16 protein-coding genes are annotated in these 19688 nt (G+C 54.9%); 5 read left to right on the top strand and 11 right to left on the bottom strand.

The genetic code is table 11. From position 1 onward, the window contains the following. The first annotated feature begins 198 nt into the window (after positions 1–198). The gene (yvcK, locus tag NNO08_RS07625; RefSeq protein WP_101741867.1) at positions 199–1107 is read left to right on the top strand and encodes a uridine diphosphate-N-acetylglucosamine-binding protein YvcK; all 909 of its coding nucleotides are present in this window, start codon (positions 199–201) and stop codon (positions 1105–1107) included. A 409-nt stretch (positions 1108–1516) separates the two neighbouring features. Here the strand turns inward: yvcK and uvrB are convergent, their stop codons facing one another. Further along, a complete protein-coding gene (uvrB, locus tag NNO08_RS07620; RefSeq protein ID WP_271441251.1) occupies positions 1517–3538 on the bottom strand; it encodes an excinuclease ABC subunit UvrB in 2022 nt (673 codons plus the stop codon). Positions 3539–4306: 768 nt separating this feature from the next. Between uvrB and NNO08_RS07615 the strand changes: the two genes are divergently transcribed. Then, positions 4307–5029 carry an ABC transporter ATP-binding protein gene (locus NNO08_RS07615; RefSeq protein ID WP_271441250.1) on the top strand — a complete coding sequence of 241 codons (723 nt, stop codon included), beginning with the start codon at positions 4307–4309 and terminating at the stop codon, positions 5027–5029. Here NNO08_RS07615 and bioD read toward each other — a convergent pair. From bioD to bioB, 4 genes are read right to left on the bottom strand one after another with little or no spacing between them, the layout of a single operon-like run. Then, a complete protein-coding gene (gene bioD, locus NNO08_RS07610; protein WP_271456470.1) occupies positions 4995–5693 on the bottom strand; it encodes a dethiobiotin synthase in 699 nt (232 codons plus the stop codon). The genes NNO08_RS07615 and bioD overlap by 35 nt on opposite strands. Further along, entirely contained in the window at positions 5656–6441 is a 786-nt protein-coding gene (bioC, locus tag NNO08_RS07605; protein ID WP_271449728.1) for a malonyl-ACP O-methyltransferase BioC, read from the bottom strand. The genes bioD and bioC overlap by 38 nt, the downstream gene beginning before the upstream one ends. Next, a complete protein-coding gene (gene bioF, locus NNO08_RS07600) occupies positions 6425–7582 on the bottom strand; it encodes an 8-amino-7-oxononanoate synthase (protein WP_137384348.1) in 1158 nt (385 codons plus the stop codon). Before bioF ends, bioC begins: the two co-directional genes overlap by 17 nt. Then, a complete protein-coding gene (gene bioB, locus NNO08_RS07595) occupies positions 7579–8619 on the bottom strand; it encodes a biotin synthase BioB (protein WP_271456469.1) in 1041 nt (346 codons plus the stop codon). The genes bioF and bioB overlap by 4 nt, the downstream gene beginning before the upstream one ends. A gap of 76 nt (positions 8620–8695) precedes the next feature. Between bioB and bioA the strand changes: the two genes are divergently transcribed. After that, positions 8696–9985 (top strand): adenosylmethionine--8-amino-7-oxononanoate transaminase, encoded by a 1290-nt coding sequence (gene bioA, locus NNO08_RS07590; RefSeq protein WP_271456468.1) that lies wholly within the window; start codon positions 8696–8698, stop codon positions 9983–9985. Positions 9986–10042: 57 nt separating this feature from the next. Beyond that, positions 10043–10519, top strand: a complete 477-nt coding sequence (locus tag NNO08_RS07585) for a kinase inhibitor (protein ID WP_271449730.1) — start codon at positions 10043–10045, stop codon at positions 10517–10519. A 90-nt stretch (positions 10520–10609) separates the two neighbouring features. On the opposite strand, the gene hutH is transcribed toward NNO08_RS07585, so the two are convergent. The 5 genes from hutH to hutI all read right to left on the bottom strand — a co-directional run bounded on the left by hutH (position 10610) and on the right by hutI (position 17003). Continuing rightward, positions 10610–12130 (bottom strand): histidine ammonia-lyase, encoded by a 1521-nt coding sequence (gene hutH, locus NNO08_RS07580; RefSeq protein WP_271441243.1) that lies wholly within the window; start codon positions 12128–12130, stop codon positions 10610–10612. A gap of 1 nt (position 12131) precedes the next feature. Beyond that, positions 12132–13817 carry a urocanate hydratase gene (gene hutU, locus NNO08_RS07575; protein WP_137384353.1) on the bottom strand — a complete coding sequence of 562 codons (1686 nt, stop codon included), beginning with the start codon at positions 13815–13817 and terminating at the stop codon, positions 12132–12134. 211 nt (positions 13818–14028) lie between these two features. Continuing rightward, positions 14029–14754, bottom strand: a complete 726-nt coding sequence (locus tag NNO08_RS07570) for a histidine utilization repressor (RefSeq protein WP_271441241.1) — start codon at positions 14752–14754, stop codon at positions 14029–14031. Between the two features lie 87 nt (positions 14755–14841). Continuing rightward, positions 14842–15783 carry a formimidoylglutamase gene (gene hutG, locus NNO08_RS07565; RefSeq protein WP_271456467.1) on the bottom strand — a complete coding sequence of 314 codons (942 nt, stop codon included), beginning with the start codon at positions 15781–15783 and terminating at the stop codon, positions 14842–14844. Then, positions 15780–17003, bottom strand: a complete 1224-nt coding sequence (hutI, locus tag NNO08_RS07560) for an imidazolonepropionase (protein WP_271449734.1) — start codon at positions 17001–17003, stop codon at positions 15780–15782. Before hutI ends, hutG begins: the two co-directional genes overlap by 4 nt. 224 nt (positions 17004–17227) lie before the next feature. Here hutI and NNO08_RS07555 point away from each other — a divergent pair, with 224 nt between their 5' ends. Further along, entirely contained in the window at positions 17228–18511 is a 1284-nt protein-coding gene (locus tag NNO08_RS07555; RefSeq protein WP_271456466.1) for a putative acyl-CoA thioester hydrolase, read from the top strand. 102 nt (positions 18512–18613) lie between these two features. Here NNO08_RS07555 and pgl read toward each other — a convergent pair whose 3' ends face one another. Then, positions 18614–19609, bottom strand: a complete 996-nt coding sequence (gene pgl, locus NNO08_RS07550; RefSeq protein WP_271450196.1) for a 6-phosphogluconolactonase — start codon at positions 19607–19609, stop codon at positions 18614–18616. Positions 19610–19688 lie beyond the last annotated feature (79 nt).

Genomic DNA, 19688 nt, shown 5'->3' with positions numbered 1-19688 from the left:
ACATGATCGTGCAATTTCGCTACAGAATAAGCAAAAACCATGGTTTTGCATTGATATACATCATCTTGCTATCAGGTGGATGTCGTCAGAAAGGGGTAGATCGCAGAAAATTATTTTCTGCCGATGGCGACTGGATAATTGCTGAAAACACGCTATTTACGTTACTGTAGCGCCGATCAATTGATATCAGGAATAACTATGCGCACTCGTACGCTGGCAGATCTGGATCGCGTTGTCGCTCTCGGCGGAGGGCATGGATTAGGACGCGTTCTCTCGTCACTTTCCTCTTTAGGTTCACGCCTGACGGGCATCGTCACGACCACCGATAACGGTGGTTCCACAGGGCGAATTCGCCGTTCAGAAGGCGGTATTGCCTGGGGAGACATGCGGAACTGCCTTAACCAATTAATTACCCAACCAAGCGTTGCATCGGCGATGTTTGAGTACCGTTTTGGCGGTAATGGCGAACTTTCCGGTCATAACCTCGGAAATCTGATGTTAAAGGCGCTCGATCACCTCAGCGTGCGGCCTCTGGAAGCCATCAATTTAATTCGCAGCCTGCTAAAAGTTGATGCACATTTAATTCCCATGTCAGAACTGCCGGTGGACCTGATGGCGCTCGACGATCAGGGACATGAAGTGTATGGCGAAGTAAATATCGACCAGCTCACTACCCTGCCGCAAGAATTAATGCTCTCACCTAAAGTTCCCGCCACGCGAGAGGCGATTGAAACCATCGCGGAAGCGGATCTGATCCTGATAGGACCGGGGAGTTTTTATACCAGCCTGATGCCGCTACTACTGCTTGACGAAATGGCGCAGGCATTGCGTCGTACACCGGCACCAATGGTTTATATCGGCAATCTGGGACGCGAACTCAGCCTGCCTGCCGCCAGCCTGACCCTTGCCGATAAGCTGGCTATCATTGAGCAATATGTTGGTAAGAAAGTGATTGATGCGGTGATTGTGGGGCCAAAAGTCGATGTTTCGGCCGTGACCGACCGCATTGTGATTCAGGATGAACTGGAAGCCAGCGATATCCCCTATCGTCATGACCGTCAGTTGCTGCATAGCGCGCTGGAGAAAGCGGTGCAGGCGTTAGGGTGAACGTCTTTGCCTGATGCGCTGCGCTTATCAGGCCTACAAAACGCGCTGCACTGCCATCGGGCACCAAACGCTGTCTGATGCGCTGCGCTTATCAGGCCTACAAAACGCGCTGCACTGCCATCGGGCACCAAACGCCGTCTGATGCGCTGCGCTTATTCGGCATACAAAAACGCGCTGCTCTGCCATCCGGCACCAAACGCTGCCTGATGCGCTGCGCTTATTCGGCATACAAAAACGCGCTGCTCTGCCATCCGGCACCAAACGCTGCCTGATGCGCTGCGCTTATCCGGTCTACAAAACGCGCTGCTCTGCCATCCGGCACCAAACGCTGCCTGATGCGCTGCGCTTATAAGGCCTACAGGTGCGCATGTAGGCCGGATAAGGGGTTTATCCCGCATCCGGCACACACTTACGATGCCGCGATAAACAACTCGCGCAACTGATGCAACTGGTCACGGATCTGCGCGGCCTCTTCGAACTCAAGGTTCTGCGCATGCTGCATCATCTGACCTTCTAACTCGTGAATCTTCTGCTGCAACGCTTTCGGCGTCATATCCAGCTCAACCACCTCGGATTTCGCCCCAGCACGCGACTTCCCTTTGCCCTTCGCTTTGGTCTTCGCAATATTCTGCCCCAACGCCAAAATATCAACGACTTTCTTGTTCAGCCCTTGTGGCGTAATACCGTGCTCTTCGTTATACAGTTGCTGCTTCTCGCGGCGACGTTCGGTTTCACCAATGGCCTTCGCCATCGATGCGGTAATTTTATCGCCGTAGAGAATCGCTTTACCGTTGATGTTACGCGCGGCTCGACCGATGGTCTGGATAAGCGATCGTTCCGAACGCAGGAACCCTTCTTTGTCTGCATCCAGAATCGCCACCAGGGAGACCTCTGGCATGTCCAGACCCTCTCGTAACAGGTTGATACCCACCAGCACGTCAAACTCGCCCAGGCGCAAATCACGAATGATTTCCATGCGTTCGACGGTATCAATGTCGGAGTGCAAATAGCGTACCCGCTCGCCGTGTTCTTCGAGATATTCGGTGAGATCCTCCGCCATCCGTTTCGTGAGTGTCGTCACCAGCACGCGTTCGTTAATCGCCGCGCGAATGCGGATCTCAGACAGCAGGTCATCAACCTGCGTCGCGACCGGACGAACTTCAATGACCGGGTCCAGCAGCCCGGTGGGTCGCACCACCTGATCGACCACATCATCACCGGATTTCTCCAGCTCATAATTGCCCGGCGTCGCTGAAACATAAATGGTTTGCGGTGCCAGCGCCTCGAACTCTTCAAACTTCAGCGGACGGTTATCCAGCGCCGACGGCAGACGGAATCCATATTCAACCAGCGTCTCTTTTCGTGCCCGGTCGCCGCGGTACATCCCACCAATTTGCGGAATCGTAACGTGGGATTCATCCACCACCAACAAGCCATCGGCGGGCAGGTAATCAAACAGCGTCGGCGGCGGCTCGCCCGGACCGCGTCCGGACAGATAGCGTGAATAGTTTTCAATACCCGAGCAGTAACCCAGCTCGTTCATCATTTCCAGATCGAACTGCGTACGCTGGCTTAAACGCTGTTCTTCCACCAGCTTGTTATTCGCCAGCAGGATTTTGCGGCGCTCCGCCAGCTCGACTTTAATTTCTTCCATTGCCTGCACAATACGTTCGCGCGGCGTCACGTAGTGGGTTTTCGGGTAAATGGTGAAGCGCGAAATAGTGGATTCAACCTGCCCGGTTAGCGGGTCGAACAGCGACAAGCGCTCAACTTCTTCATCAAACAACTCGACGCGCAGTGCGATATCGTCAGATTCAGCCGGAAAGATGTCGATCACCTCACCACGCACACGGAACGTCCCGCGCTGGAATGCCTGATCGTTACGCGTGTATTGCAGCTCAGCAAGCCGGCGCAGGATCGCGCGCTGGTCGATAATCATCCCCACCGTCAGGTGCAACATCATCTTCAGATACAGATCCGGATCGCCCAGACCGTAGATCGCGGAAACCGAGGCCACCACCACCACATCCCGCCGTTCAAGCAGGGCTTTGGTCGCCGACAAACGCATCTGTTCAATGTGTTCGTTTACCGACGCATCTTTCTCGATAAAAGTATCAGAGCTCGGGACATAAGCTTCCGGCTGATAATAGTCGTAGTAGGAAACGAAATATTCCACCGCGTTATCCGGGAAGAACTCTTTCATCTCGCCGTACAACTGGGCTGCGAGGGTCTTGTTAGGGGCCAACACCATCGTCGGACGCTGTAAGTCCGCAATCACGTTGGCGATAGTGAATGTCTTCCCCGACCCCGTCACCCCGAGCAGCGTCTGATGCGCCAGACCATCCTCCAGCCCTTCTTCCAGGCGACGAATCGCCTCAGGCTGATCGCCAGAGGGTTTAAAAGCGGAATTCAGTTTGAACGGTTTACTCATGAGCAGCTACCTGAAGCAATGGGCGGGCAGGAGTGTAATTTTACTCGCAGCAGTATATTTTGCCAGTAAAATATACTGGATGAAAAAACAGTAACGCACCAGAATATTTCTGTTACGCCATCAGAAAGCCCGCCATAGCAGGCTAAAATTTTGGCACTGGCGAGATAAAACACCAGCAAAAAGGTGTTATCCCCAAACCAATGACTTTTTTAACATTTGTCAAGACGGCAGATGAAAGTTTTATGGCAACGCATGACGCTTCTGCGACAGCCATTGCTTTTATCTAACATTCTGTATTTCAATGACTATTCTCTCAAGCCGTCTTTCGCATCAATTTAGTCGCAGGCCGCGTCTTCTCTCGCTTACATTGTGTTTTCTAACTCTAATACACAAGGTTATCCACAGGAATAGTGGATAACTGCCTCCAGCCCGTGCTGACTGCCGCCTGGCAAAAACACCGACTTGCCCTTTTCGGGTGGGATAAAAAAAAATTATCGGCATTTTTTTATATTTATCAGCCAACGAAGCCCTGGAGACGGTCGAGATCTTGCTCGCATTTTCACCATTTACCTGCCTGCACCATCCCGACGCGACCAGGCACTGGCAGTGTGCGCAAAATTAACCCGGATCGTTAAAATCCAGACATCGCTGCCGGTGGATCACGCTATCCCGCTGTTTTTCGCGTATTTCCCTTTTCTGGCAAGAGATTTGCAATTTTCTTCTGCTTCCCGGCCTGTCGGGCGAATAACTTCATGATGGAGAAAATCGATGTTGAGTCTTCGCGCAGTGAATCACTATTACGGCAACCAGCACACGCTATGGAATGTGGATCTCGACCTGCAGCCCGGCAAGTGCACCGGCGTGCTGGGACTTCCGGGGATGGGGAAAACGACGCTGGCCAATTGCATCATCGGCAATTTGCCTATCGAAAGCGGTACGATGGTCTGGCATCAGGCAGGCGCGCCACCGTGCGATCTGAGTCCGATCCCGGCGGCAAATCGCATTGCGCTGGGTATTAACTCTGTTTCACAAGAGAGACGAATTTTTTCGCAGCTGACAGTCGAGGAAAATCTGCATATTGCGCGCCAGGCGGTTGAAGAAAGCGAAACGATGAACAGCAGCGATATATACCGCCTCTTCCCACAGTTGTACAGTCTGCGTCAGACCAAAGGGGGCGTCTTATCAGAGGATGATCAGCACCAGCTCGCGCTCGCCAGCGCACTGGTTACACGCCCACGCCTGCTGATCCTTGATGAGCCTACGCGAGGCACGGGCCAGGCGTATATCCACAAGCTGGGGAACCTGATTGTGAGGCTAAGCCAGGAGTTGGGCATCGCGATTATGCTCGCAGAGCAAAGCCTGCCGTTTATTCGTCGGGTCGCTGATTGCTATTGCCTGTTACATCGCGGACGCAATGTGGCCCAGGGACAACTGACGCAGTTCAACGACCCGTTTCTTAACGCCTGGATGGTGCCAGAGGCAAAACGCTAAGGTCAAGATAGTGCCCTGTCGTTGCGCGTTCTGGCTCGTCTTCCAGCCAGGGGATTTCCCCCAGCAGCGGGGCCGGAATCGCGCGTTTCAGCGTTGCCATATATTCAGCATGGCGTTTCCCTGGCGGAGCCACATCATTGGCGACCCACCCCGCCAGCGTCAACCCAGCCTGTTGTACCGCTTGTGCAGTCAGAATGGCATGGTTGATGCAGCCAAGCTTGACGCCAACCACCAGAATAACCGGCAGTTGTTCCGTCTGTACCCAGTCAGAAAAACTCAGCGTGGGTGAAAGCGGCGTAAACCAACCGCCAGCGCCCTCCACCAGCACCCAGTCGGCCTGCATTTGCAGCGCCTGTAAACCCGCAGACATCACTGAAGCCAGAATCGGTCGCCCTTCATCAGCGCTGATGATATGCGGTGACGTGGGTTCGGCAAAGGTATAGGGGTTGATTGCCGTATAGTTCACTGCCACAGCGCTGTTGCGCTGCAGGGCAAGGGCATCAGAGTTTCGCAGACCATCTGCCGTCATTTCACTCCCAGAGGCGACGGGCTTATAGCCGACCGTTCGATAACCCAATTGTCCCGCTGCCTGCAGTAGCGCACAGCTGGCAATGGTTTTACCGACCTCAGTGTCCGTCCCGGTGACAAAATACGTTCTGGTCACGTTGAATTACTCCTAAAAAAAGTTGATACGTCAGCGGGTATTTTCCCTGCACGGAGGGCCAGGCTAACTGTAACTGCTGCAGCTGTGAACGGGTCAGTACGCGCTGCTCGCGTCCATCATGGAGATGCGTCGCACCGATCCCTTTGAGCGAGCGCATGGCGCTCAGCGCGTCGTCAAACCACAGTGTCACCGTATGATGCTGATACTCGACGTCCCAGCCATGCAGCGCCTTTTCAAGTTGCTCCACGGGCAAGAAACGGTTGGTGTGCTCCCGGTCATCTACCGCTTGCCACGCCCGACGTAATTCCGGCATCGATCCATGTGCCAACGTACTAAACGCCACCGTGCCTCCGGGACGCACAACCCGGCAAAGCTCGTTTAGCGCCCCGCGTAAATTATCGCACCACTGAACCGCCAGATTGCTCCAGGCCAGGTCAAAGGTGGCGGTGTTTTGTGGGATGGCTTCAATATCCGCCAGCAGATAATGGTGGGCGGCATTTTGCCGCTGTGCCTCTGCCAGCATTTGTTCAGAAAGATCCAGTGCGCTGACTTCACTTCCCTGCTCACGCCAGTAGCGACTCATGCGCCCAGGGCCGCAGCCCGCATCCAGTACCCGTGCATAATCCCGTTCACCAAGCAGCGCCAGCAAGGCGTCGGCGCTTTGGCACTGTAGCCCGGCATGTTGTTCATAGTGGGAAGCGGCGCGTCCAAATGCGGCAGCAATGGCCTGTTTATTGACCTGCGCCATGCAGCACCTCCAGTAAACGGTCAATATCCTGGCATTCATGAGCCTGCGTCAGCGTCAGCCGTAATCTGGCTGTGCCGACCGGTACAGTAGGAGGCCGAATGGCGGTCACCCAACAACCCTGAGCGCGTAAAGCCTCCGCCAGTTGCAGCGCTTTATGGTTATCGCCCACGATCAATGGCTGGATGGCACTGTCTGAATTTGCCAGCGTGAAATCCGGCGTATCCAGGCCAGCACGAAAACGTTGGATCAACATCGCCAGTTTTTCCCGGCGTTCATCCCCCTCACGACTGCGGATCACTGCCAGCGCGGCACGCAATGCCTGCGCCTGCGCTGGTGGCATGCTGGTGCTGTAAATCAGATGACGGGCAAACTGCAGCAGATAATCAGCCACGCTGTCAGAACACAGTATTGCCGCACCGCTGACGCCAAATCCCTTACCAAATGTCACCACCAGCAGTTCAGGTTTGACCTGCTGTCGGGAGCACGAGCCGCGCCCTTCCTCACCGCACACGCCGATACCGTGCGCATCATCCACCAGCAACCAGGCCGCCTGGCGTTGCGCTGCGGCATGGATATCCGCCAGCGGTGCGCTATCGCCATCCATGCTGAACACGCCTTCGGTAACTACTAACTGCTGCCCCGGACAGGGGGCAGACAGCAGACGAGCCAGATGTTGCGGGTCGTTATGGGTAAAACGGCGTAACACGGCGGGACTCAGGCTGGCCGCTTCCAGCAACGACGCATGGCTGAGGCGGTCGGCGACAATCCGATCCTCTTTTCCCATCAACGCGGCGATCACCGCCTGGTTGGCAGCAAAGCCGGAGATGAACAGCAATGCTCGTGAATAACCCAGCCATTGCGCCAGTTCGTCTTCGAGCGCCTGATGCGCGATGGAATAGCCGCTAACATGGCCTGACCCTCCGCTACCGACGCCAAAACGTTCAGCCCCCTGCTGCCAGGCACAGACTATCTGCGGATGGTGACTTAACCCCAGATAATCGTTACTGGAAAAATTCAGATACTGACGCCCCTCGGCCAACAACCAGCGCCCTGCCCCCTGCGTCACCGCATAACGGCGACGCAGGGCATCAGCACAACGACGCGCCGTTAGCGCATCGTCAATTTTTTGCTGCCAGGTCATACGGTTGCCGCGTTGTAGTAGTCGTCTGTATCCGGGGTACGCAACGCCTGCTCCAGACGTTGCTGCTGTTCGTTATCCCCCGCCAGCACCGTCGTTTGTTGCGGATTCAGACCGAGCTTGCGGAATAAAAGCAGATCTTTGTCTTCGTTCGGGTTGGGTGTAGTCAGCAGCTTGCAGCCGTAGAAAATCGAGTTGGCCCCGGCCATAAAACACATTGCCTGAGTCTGTTCGTTCATCTGCTCACGCCCGGCAGAAAGACGCACGTATGACGTTGGCATCATGATGCGGGCCACAGCGATAGTGCGAATAAAATCAAACGCATCGACATCGTCGTTATCTGCCAGCGGCGTGCCTTTTACTTTCACCAGCATGTTGATCGGCACACTTTCCGGCGGTGTTGGCAAATTCGCTAACTGCAGCAATAAACCAGCGCGATCGGTAACCGTTTCACCTAACCCCACGATACCGCCAGAGCAGACTTTAATCCCCGCCTCGCGCACTTTGTCCAGCGTATCAAGTCGCTCCTGGTAGGAACGGGTGGTGATGATATTGCCGTAGAACTCCGGCGAGGTGTCGAGGTTGTGGTTGTAGTAGTCGAGTCCCGCACTGGCCAGACGCTGAGCCTGCGTTTCATTGAGCGTGCCCAGCGTCATGCAGGCTTCCAGCCCCAGTTCTTTTACGCCCTGGACCATCTGTTCCAGGTAAGGCATATCGCGCTCATGCGGATTCTTCCACGCAGCCCCCATGCAAAATCGCGTTGAACCGGCCTGTTTCGCCTTACGCGCGGAATCCAGAACCTGCTCAACTTCCATCAGGCGCTCGGTTTCCAGACCGGTTTTATAGCGTGAACTTTGCGGGCAGTATTTGCAATCTTCCGGACAAGCACCGGTTTTAATCGACAGCAGCGTACTCACCTGTACCTGCCGCGGATCAAAATGCTGACGGTGCACCTGTTGCGCTTCAAACAGCAGATCCAGCAGCGGTTTTTCAAATAATTCGGTGACTTGCGACATTGTCCAGCGAGAAGTGTGAGCCATATTGATATACGTTTCGTTGTAAGTTTGGTGTAGACTCGTAAACCTAAATCTTTTTAATTTGGTTTACAAGTCGATTATGACAACGGACGATCTTGCTTTTGACCAACGCCATATCTGGCATCCATACACCTCGATGACCTCTCCTTTGCCGGTTTACCCGGTGGCTCGCGCCGAAGGTTGCGAACTGATTTTAGCCAGCGGTGAGAGACTGATTGACGGCATGTCATCCTGGTGGGCGGCGATCCATGGCTACAATCACCCGCAGTTGAACGCCGCGATGAAAACGCAGATTGATGCCATGTCGCATGTGATGTTTGGCGGTATTACCCATGCCCCAGCCATTACATTGTGTCGCCAGTTGGTGGACATGACACCCAGGGCGCTGGAGTGCGTTTTTCTCGCGGATTCAGGTTCGGTTGCCGTCGAAGTGGCAATGAAAATGGCGCTGCAATACTGGCAGGCAAAAGGCGAAGCGCGTCAGCGTTTCCTGACGTTTCGTAACGGCTATCACGGTGACACCTTCGGCGCCATGTCGGTCTGCGATCCCGACAACTCAATGCACAGCCTGTGGAAGGGTTATCTGCCAGAAAACCTGTTTGCGCCCGCCCCGCAAAGCCGCATGGGCGGCGAGTGGGACGAACTGGATATGGTACCGTTCGCCCGCCTGATGGCCGCGCATCGCCACGAGATAGCAGCGGTGATCCTTGAGCCTATTGTGCAAGGCGCTGGCGGTATGCGCATGTATCATCCCGAATGGCTGAAGCGTATTCGTAAGATGTGTGACCGTGAAGGTATCCTGTTGATTGCCGATGAAATCGCCACCGGATTTGGTCGTACAGGTAAACTGTTTGCCTGTGAACATGCTGGTATTACACCGGATATTTTGTGCCTCGGCAAAGCGTTAACGGGCGGCACGATGACCCTTTCCGCGACCCTGACCACCCGCCTGGTCGCAGAAACCATCAGCAACGGTGATGCTGGCTGCTTTATGCACGGCCCGACCTTTATGGGTAATCCGCTGGCCTGCGCCGTCGCCTCGGCCAGCCTGTCGCTGCTCAACACCGGCGAGTGGCGCTCACAGGTCGCGGCCATTGAAACGCAGTTGCGTGAAGAACTCCCCCCCGCAGCGGATTCCGACTATGTCGCCGACGTGCGCGTGCTTGGCGCTATTGGCGTGATAGAAACCACCCAGCCGGTAAATATGGCGGCACTACAGAAGTTCTTCGTTGAACGGGGCGTATGGGTAAGACCGTTCGGCAAACTCATTTATCTGATGCCGCCGTACATCATCCAACCCGATCAATTGCAACGTCTGACACAGGCTGTGAACGATGCTGTGCGCCAGGCAACATTTTTTAGCGAATAATCAGCGGTAAGCTGAGTGGTTTCTGGCTACACTTTTTGGCTAACGAGAGGAGTCAGCATGAAATTAATCAGCAACGATCTGCGCGATGGGGAAAAGCTACCACATCGCCACGTCTTTAACGGCATGGGGTACGACGGGGATAATCTTTCGCCACATCTGGCATGGGATGATGTGCCCGCCGGAGCTAAAAGCTTTGTCGTGACCTGCTATGATCCTGATGCGCCTACCGGCTCCGGCTGGTGGCATTGGGTAGTGGTCAATCTGCCGGCGGATACCCGCGCACTACCGCAAGGGTATGGCTCCGGACGGGTTGCCCTGCCGGATGGGGTCATTCAAACCCGAACAGATTTCGGCAAAGCGGGCTATGGCGGTGCGGCACCACCGAAAGGCGAAACCCATCGCTATATATTTACGGTTCACGCGCTGGATGTGGAACGGATTGATGTCGATGAGAGCGCCAGCGGCGCGATGGTCGGATTTAACGTCCATTTTCATTCGCTCGCCAGCGCATCGATTACTGCGATGTTTAGTTAAACGCAGCGCCGGATATCGGCTTCGCCTCATCCGGCCTACGGGTTTCCTGGTTTTGTAGGCCGGATAAGCGTCAGCGCATCCGGCAGGGTATTACAGAAACTCAGGCAACAATTTTAACAACGCACCCTGCGCTAACAGTTCGGTCGCACATTCAATATCCGGGGCGAAAAAACGGTCCTGCGTATAGTGCACAACCTGCTCACGCAGCGTCTGGCGCGCCTGCTCCAGTAGCGGGCTTGAGGTTAATCCTTCACGTAGATCAATCCCCTGACAAGCCGCCAGCCACTCCACAGCAATCACGCCACGCGTATTCGCCGCCATCTCCCACAGTCTACGACCTGCTGCAGGTGCCATTGAGACATGATCTTCCTGATTTGCTGACGTGGGTAAACTATCCACGCTGTGCGGGTGCGCGAGGGCTTTATTCTCGCTCGCCAGCGCAGCTGCAGTCACCTGAGCAATCATAAAGCCGGAGTTAACCCCGCCATTTTTCACCAGGAAAGGCGGCAGTTGCGACATATGTTTATCCATCATCAACGCAATACGTCGCTCGGATAACGCCCCGATTTCGGCAATCGCCAGCGCCAGATTATCCGCTGCCATTGCCACCGGTTCAGCATGGAAGTTACCACCAGAAATAACATCACCTTCTTCGGCAAACACCAGCGGGTTGTCCGAAACGGCGTTGGCCTCCACCAGCAACACCTCCATGACCTGGCGCATTTGTGTCAGACAGGCTCCCATGACCTGAGGCTGGCAGCGCAGAGAATAGGGGTCCTGCACTTTTTCACAGTTGTGATGCGACTGTGAAAGTGCGCTGGAATCGGTCAGCACATGGCGATACAGCGTCGCGGCATCAATTTGTCCACGCTGTCCTCGTGCCGCATGAATACGGGCATCAAACGGACGACGCGAGCCTAATACCGCTTCGGTGGTCAGTGCCCCGCACACCGTCGCGGAAGCAAACAGCTCCTGCGCCTCAATCAACCCACGTAATGCAAAGGCGGTGGAAGCCTGGGTGCCATTCAGCAGCGCCAACCCTTCCTTCGCTTCCAGAGTAATCGGCTCCAGCCCGGCCTTCTTCAGCGCGTCTGCCGCCGGGAGCCATTCTCCCTGCCAGCGCGCCTTGCCTTCTCCCAACAGCGTCAGGGACATATGCGCCAGCGGGGCCAGGTCGCCCGATGCCCCCACCGATCCTTTCGCCGGAATGAGCGGGTACACCCCGGCGTTGACCAGCGCAATCAGCGCTTCAATGACGTTCAGGCGAATACCGGAAAAACCACGCGCCAGGCTGTTAATTTTCAGCACCATAATCAGGCGCACCATCGCATCATCTAACGCTTCGCCTACACCTGCTGCATGAGACAATACCAGCGAGCGCTGTAAATTTTGCAGATCGTCAGTCGCGATACGTGTCTGAGCCAGAAGCCCAAACCCGGTATTAATGCCATACGCCGTGCGGCCTTCCGCGACAATGCTATTGACGCAGGCGACGCTGGCATTAATTGCATCAATCGCACTGGCATCAAGGCTCAGTTGAACCGGCTGTTGCCAGATATCGCGCAACTGCGCAAAGCTAAGGTGGCCAGGCGTTAAGGTAATTGTGTTCATATCAGCGTTTCCCCTGCGTGGCGGCAATCATCGGCAAATTCAGCCCTTCTTCGACGGCACATTCCACTGCAATGTCATACCCGGCATCGGCATGGCGCATAACACCTGTCGCCGGATCGTTATGTAATACCCGGGCAATACGTGCAGCAGCTTCATCAGAGCCATCACAAACAATCACCATGCCGGCATGTTGGGAGAACCCCATTCCAACGCCACCACCGTGGTGCAGTGATACCCAGGTCGCACCACTGGCGGTATTCAGCAGCGCATTCAGCAACGGCCAGTCGGATACCGCGTCAGAACCGTCGCGCATCGCTTCTGTTTCGCGGTTCGGGCTGGCAACAGAGCCTGAATCCAGATGGTCACGGCCGATAACAATCGGCGCAGATACTTCACCGCTGCGCACCATCTCGTTAAATGCCAGGCCCAGCTTTTGTCGCCATTCCAGACCAACCCAACAGATACGTGCCGGTAAGCCCTGGAAGTTGATCCGCTCACGTGCCATGTCCAGCCAGTGATGCAGATGCTTATCATCAGCCACGATCTCTTTCACTTTGGCATCGGTTTTATAAATATCCTGCGGATCGCCGGAAAGCGCTACCCAGCGGAACGGACCAATGCCGCGGCAGAACAACGGACGAATATAAGCAGGCACAAACCCTGGGAAATCAAAGGCGTTTTCCACCCCCATCTCTTTGGCCATCTGGCGAATGTTATTGCCGTAATCAAACGTCGGTACACCCATTTTGCTAAACGCTAGCATCGCCTCAACATGCGTCGCCATTGAACGTTTTGCCGCCTGTACCGTACCTTGCGGATCGGATACCGCTTTCGCCTGATACTCTTCCCAACTCCAGCCGGACGGCAGATAACCGTGCAGTGGGTCATGGGCGCTGGTCTGGTCAGTGACCATATCCGGGCGTACGCCGCGCTTAACCAGTTCCGGTACAATGTCGGCAGCGTTCGCGCATAATGCAATGGACACCGCTTTACCTTCGCGGGTGTATTTGTCGATACGCGCCAAAGCGTCGTCCAGTGAGGTGGCCTGCTCATCCACGTAACGGGTGCGCAGACGGAAATCAATGCGGCTTTGCTGACATTCAATATTCAGAGAACACGCGCCCGCAAGCGTAGCTGCGAGCGGTTGCGCCCCGCCCATGCCGCCCAGCCCGGCGGTCAAAACCCAGCGTCCACTCAGGTTACCCTGATAATGCTGACGTCCAGCTTCAACGAAGGTTTCATAAGTGCCCTGTACGATGCCCTGACTGCCGATGTAGATCCAGCTCCCCGCAGTCATCTGGCCATACATCGCCAGACCTTTGGCGTCCAGTTCGTTGAAGTGTTCCCAGGTAGCCCAGTGCGGCACCAGGTTGGAGTTGGCAATCAACACACGCGGCGCATTGTCATGAGTTTTGAACACGCCGACCGGTTTCCCGGACTGAACCAGCAGAGTTTCATCAGATTCCAGTTCGGTCAGTGCCTTGACGATGGCGTCATAGCATTCCCAGTCACGCGCTGCACGGCCAATCCCACCGTACACCACCAACTCATGCGGATTTTCCGCCACGTCAGGGTCCAGATTGTTCATTAACATGCGCAGCGGCGCTTCGGTCAGCCAGCTTTTGGCCGTTAAGGTGGTGCCGCGCGGGGCACGCACATCCTGCTGACGATACTTGCTGTGAGACATGACAAAAACTCCTCAGGCTGAATGTAGGCCGGATCAGGCGTGTATGCCGCCATCCGGCACAGCGCCTGATGGCGACGCTAACGCGTCTTATCAGGCCTACGATTAACGATCACATTAGCTAAAAGTATATACTTGTCTATACAATCAGGCGCAAGATCGCGATTAACAACTGAGCTACATTTTTGCCATACTGCGGCAGCAATCACGATTTTCAGGACATAAATCGCCCTTGCAGACGATAGCGGGAACCAGGGAAAAGTAAGCGGGCATGAGAGACAATAGAAGACGCCGACCAGGTCTTTCGGCGGATCAACAGGCAGGGATCGTGCTCTTTGATATGCAACAGCGCACACTCTTCCGCGCTGGCGCGTACCGCTTCGACAATATGTTCCCCTTCCGTCAAAGGGGCGATGAGTGACAGGTAAGCATGCGGCGTGGTCTGGCTGTAATCCTGCAACAGATACTCCGGCACAATCTCCGCATTCACGCAGCGATCTTCAATCTGCACCGGCAGCTCGTTCTCATAGTGCACCATGATGGAGTGAAAAATGGGGGTGCCTTCTTTGACGTTTAACGCCGTGGCTTGCTGCGCATTTGCCCGGGTTCTTTCCAGCGTCAGGACCTCACATCGATGCTGATGCTGGCGCGCATTAATTTCATCCGCGATGCTGCGAATTTCGAACAGCGCGGATTGACCTTTAGGTTCGGCGACAAATGTTCCCACCCCTTGCAAACGCACCAGCAATCCTTCATCCGTTAGCTCACGTAGCGCCCGGTTGATCGTCATACGGCTAAAGCCATACTGCGCCACCAGTTCCGCCTCCGATGGGATACGATCGTGAGGTTGCCAGATACCGCTGGAAATCTTCTCACTGATCTCCATTTTGACCTTTTCGTAAAAAGGAGCCGGAGCAGTTTGGGGGCGGGTTCGGTGCATTCGTGAGCCTTCCTTAAGCTGAGAATTTTAATAGGTGCAGTTTACAGGTATAACCCGGACCTGATAAGCGCAATTCCCTTAGGCATATCAGTGCCACCAGTGCGCAATTTGCCAACCCAATCGTGCCGCAACGCGTGCCGCCCTGCCATCGTCATCAAAACGCGGGTTAAACTCAACCATATCCACCGCCTGGAGTTTACCGCTGCGACAAAGGGGTTCAATGAGCCCCAACAACGTCGCCAGCGGGACCCCCAACGCGGCAGGCGCGGATACGGCCGGCATTTCCCATACCGGTAATACGTCAAGATCGATAGTCAGATAGATGACGTCCATGTTGGCAACAAATTGCGCTAACTGCGCCCGAGCCGTATGACAGTGCAGATCGTCCACCACGGTCACCCCCAGCCGTTGCGCCTCATCCCACAGCGCCTGGGTATTCGCCGCCCGACTGACGCCCACACAGGCGTAATGAAATTCACGCTGCTGTCGCTCACAGAGGTGCGCCAGTTGACGAAACGGCGTACCGGATGTGGGTTGTTCGGCGTAGCGTAGATCCAGGTGTGCATCGAGGTTGACGATCCCCACTTTTGCCTGCGGGAATGCATCCAACACTCCTGCACCATGCGCAAATGCCGTTTCGTGTCCCCCGCCCAACACGAAGGTACGCATATCCGCCTGCAGGCAACGCTGCACCGCTGTACGCAGCGCCTGCTGAGCACCTTCAAGGTCGGGTGCCTGGGCCACAATGTTTCCCAAATCGACCAGCCGTTGATGGCCCGCGTGACTGGCTAAATTGGCCAGTGCTTTACGCAGCACATCGGGCGCACCAGCCGCCCCCATACGCCCCAGATTGCGCTTTACACCTTCATCACAGGCAAATCCGAGCAACGCAATCTGCTCACGGTATATTTCCGGTGTAAATGCCGGGCTAAGCGAAATGGTCTGAAACAGACGCAGCGCAGTCGGCGACTCAGCGCGGTCATCTCGCCCCTGCCAGAGCGCAGGAGAAGTAGGTTGCCAGTTAGTCATGCTGATTGTCCTTTAAATACACGTTGGTAGAGCGGGTTACGCCCAGGTTCATAGAGGATCTCGACCGGGAGTTCGGCATCCCACACCACAAAATCGGCCACAAACCCGGCTTTCAGTTGTCCATGAGTAGCGTGACGACCCAGTGCGCGGGCAGCATGACGCGTTACCCCTGCCCATGCCTCTTCCGGCGTTAAGCCAAACTGTACACAGGCCATATTCATTGCCCAGTGCAGGCTAATAAACGGGCTGGTGCCTGGGTTGTAGTCGGTCGCCACCGCCATCGGAACCTGATACTGACGTAATAACTCAACTGGCGGACGCTGCTTCTCTTTGAGGAAATAAAAAGCGCCGGGCAATAGCACCCCAACCGTACCGTTTTGGCTCATCGCCGCTACGCCCGCTTCGTCCAGATATTCAATGTGATCGGCTGATAATCCGTGGTAGCGGCTAACCAGTTGCGCCCCGCCCAGTAATGACAGTTGTTCGACATGACCTTTAACCGGGATGCCCAACGCCTGCGCGGCCTGAAATACGCGTTCGCTCTGCGCCAGCGTAAAGCCCACGGTTTCACAGAACAGATCAACGGTTTCAAACAATCCCTGTTCCCACAACTGCGGCAAAATCGTTTCGCAAACCAGCGTAATGTAGCTATCGGGATCATCGCGATACTGCGCCGGTGTGGCATGTGCAGCTAACAGCGTTGGGCTTATTTCGACGGTGTTAGCTGCCGCCAGCGCAGCCACGACGCGTAAAATTTTCTCTTCTGTCGTCAAATCCAGGCCGTAGCCCGATTTGATTTCCAGCAACGTAACGCCTTCTTTGATCAACCGTTCCATTCGCCCCTGCGCCAGCTGTAAGAGCTGCTCATCGGAGGCGCTGCGCGTCGCCGACACGGTGGCATTAATACCGCCACCCTGGGCGCTTATCTGCTGATAGGATACGCCATTTAGCCGCTGTTCCCATTCACCTGCACGATTGCCCCCAAACACCAGGTGCGTATGGCAGTCAATCAGACCCGGCGTAATCAATCGTCCTTGCATATCAAGGGTATTATCGTGTGTAAGGTATAACGACGACTCAGGCACAATGTCCCGAATCTTACCCTGACGGACGATTAGCGCATGGCCATCCACCAGCCCATACGGAGTATCACGTTCAGGATCCATGGTCGCCAGGCGGACATTACGCCAGATAGCATCATCAGGGAAAAATTGCTGCATTCGACTCACCACTTGTCATAGGTTGTATAGACATTTATTTTGCATCCTGTGGATGTTGTCAACCTGAAGGACCAAAATTGTTATCTAATTGTGATATAAGGACTCTCTACACCCGACATTGCTGCTATAAAAAACAACTTTTTACCTTTTCACCTTCCCGTTTCGCTCAACTTAGTATAAAAAAGCAGGCTTCAATGGATAACTTTCAAAGCCCGGAGCAACCTGTGAACATTTCATCAGTTTCCCGTCTGGCGCTGGCAATGGCTTTTGGCGTGACGCTGACAGCCTGTAGCTCTACACCGCCCGATCAACGTCCTTCCGATCAGACCGCGCCAGGAACGTCTATGCGCCCGATTCTGTCGGCAAATGAAGCGAAAAATTTTGTCGCTGCACATTATTTTTCAGCTCTGACGCCAAACACTGCGCCATGGAGTCCTTCCGCTATTTCCCTGCCCGCCCAGCCTGACTTTGTCGTTGGCCCAGCAGGAACTCAAGGCGTTACCCATACCAGTATTCAGGCGGCAGTTGATGCGGCAATCATCAAACGCACCAATAAGCGTCAGTACATCGCCATCATGCCTGGCGAGTATCAGGGCACGGTCTATATTCCGGCCGCGACAGGAAGCCTGACGCTCTACGGTATGGGCGAAAAACCGCTTGATGTGAAAATTGGCCAGGCTATTGATGGCGAAATGAGTACCGCAGACTGGCGTCGTACGGTGAACCCTGGCGGAAAATATATGCCGGGTAAACCTGCGTGGTATATGTATGATAATTGCCAGAATAAGCGTGGCACAAACATCGGCGTGATGTGTTCTGCGGTTGTCTGGTCGCAAAACAATGGTCTGCAGTTGCAGAACCTGACCATCGAAAATAACCTCGGTGACAGCGTTGATGCGGGTAACCACCCGGCCGTCGCACTGCGTACCGATGGCGATAAAGTGCAGATCGACAAGGTCAATATTCTGGGACGTCAGAACACCTTCTTCGTAACCAATAGCGGCGTGCAAAACCGTCTGGAAAACGATCGTCAGCCGCGTACGCTGGTAACGAACAGCTACATTGAAGGCGATGTGGATATGGTTTCTGGTCGCGGTGCTGTAGTGTTCGATAACACCGATTTCCGCGTAGTAAACTCCCGCACCCAGCAGGAAGCCTACGTATTTGCGCCAGCAACCCTGTCGAATATTTACTACGGTTTCCTCGCCACCAATAGCCGCTTTACCGCAGCAGGCGATGGCGTCGCGCAGTTGGGCCGCTCGCTGGATGTCGATTCCAACACTAACGGTCAGGTGGTTATTCGCGACAGCGTGATCAACGAAGGCTTTAACATGGCAAAACCCTGGGCTGACAGCGTTATCTCAAAACGTCCGTTTGCCGGGAACACCGGCGCGGAAGATGACAAAGGTGAAATTCAGCGCAACCTGAACGACACCAACTTCAACCGCATGTGGGAATACAACAACCGCGGTGTAGGTAGCAAAGTGGTTGCAGTACCTAAGCAGTAAACGTCATTCCCTTAGGTAGGCCCGGTAAGCGCATGCGCCGACCGGGCAGTGTGCCGGGCAGGGGTTTACATGCCCTGTCCGGCCTGCAAAACGAATAACGAATTAGTACGCGTTAACCACCACCCACATTGGGCCCTGGCCTACCGCATAGCGTCCTTTCTCTGCCAGCAATCCCTGCTCACCCGCAATTTCATACACCGCAATATGGTGGGACTTCTGCCCTGCGGCAATCAGGTATTTCCCGCTGTGGTCGATATTAAAACCGCGCGGCTGTGTTTCAGTAGGCTGGAAGCCTTCTTTCGTCAGCACACTTCCGTCTTCTGATACGCTGAATACCGTAATCAGGTTGGCGGTACGGTCACAGGCATACAGATGACGACCATCTGGCGTAATATGGATATCTGCCGCCCAGCGGGTATCAGAGAAATCAGCAGGCATCATATCCAGCGTCTGTACACACTCAATTTTGCCGTACGGATCTTTCAGTTCCCAAACATCGACTGAACTGTTCAACTCATTCACGCAGTAGGTATATTGCTGATTCGGATGGAACACCATATGACGCGGACCTGCACCTTCAACGGTAGTCACTTCCGCGGGTTCCTGTGCAACCAAATGGCCATCATCACTGACGGTGAACAGGCAGATACGATCCTGTTTCAACGCAGGAACCCACAACGTACGGTTATCTGGCGAGATATTGGCCGAGTGACAGCCATCCAGACCTTCAACCACGTCAACCAATTCCACCGGCAGGCCATCCTCCAGACGCGTGACGCTCACACTGCCCGCGTTATAAGAGCCGACGAATACGAAACGCCCTTGATGATCGGTCGAAATATGCGTCGGGCTCCCCGGCAGTGCAGATTCCGCAGCGAATGTCAGTGCACCGTCATCAGGTGCGATACGGTATGCCAACACCCGAAACTCCGGACGCACACCGACATAGAGGTAGCGTTTATCCGGGCTGACAACCATCGGCTGTACCTGACCCGGTACATCAACCACCTGCGTCAGCGTCAGTGAACCATCGTGATTCAGGCCCCAGACGTGAATTTGCTGACTCTCAGGGCTGGCGGTATAAACGGTTTGCTTCATGAAAACTCCTTTGCTTTTGGCAGGTGGCTGCAATGGCCTGACACACGCCTAAGGTAGACGCTTTTATCGGTGAATGCTT

It is taken from the genome of Citrobacter sp. Igbk 17 (assembly GCF_028069775.1).
GTDB lineage: Bacteria > Pseudomonadota > Gammaproteobacteria > Enterobacterales > Enterobacteriaceae > Citrobacter.
The sequence above is the reverse complement of the archived record's forward strand: the minus strand, read 5'-3'. Positions and strand labels throughout refer to the sequence as shown.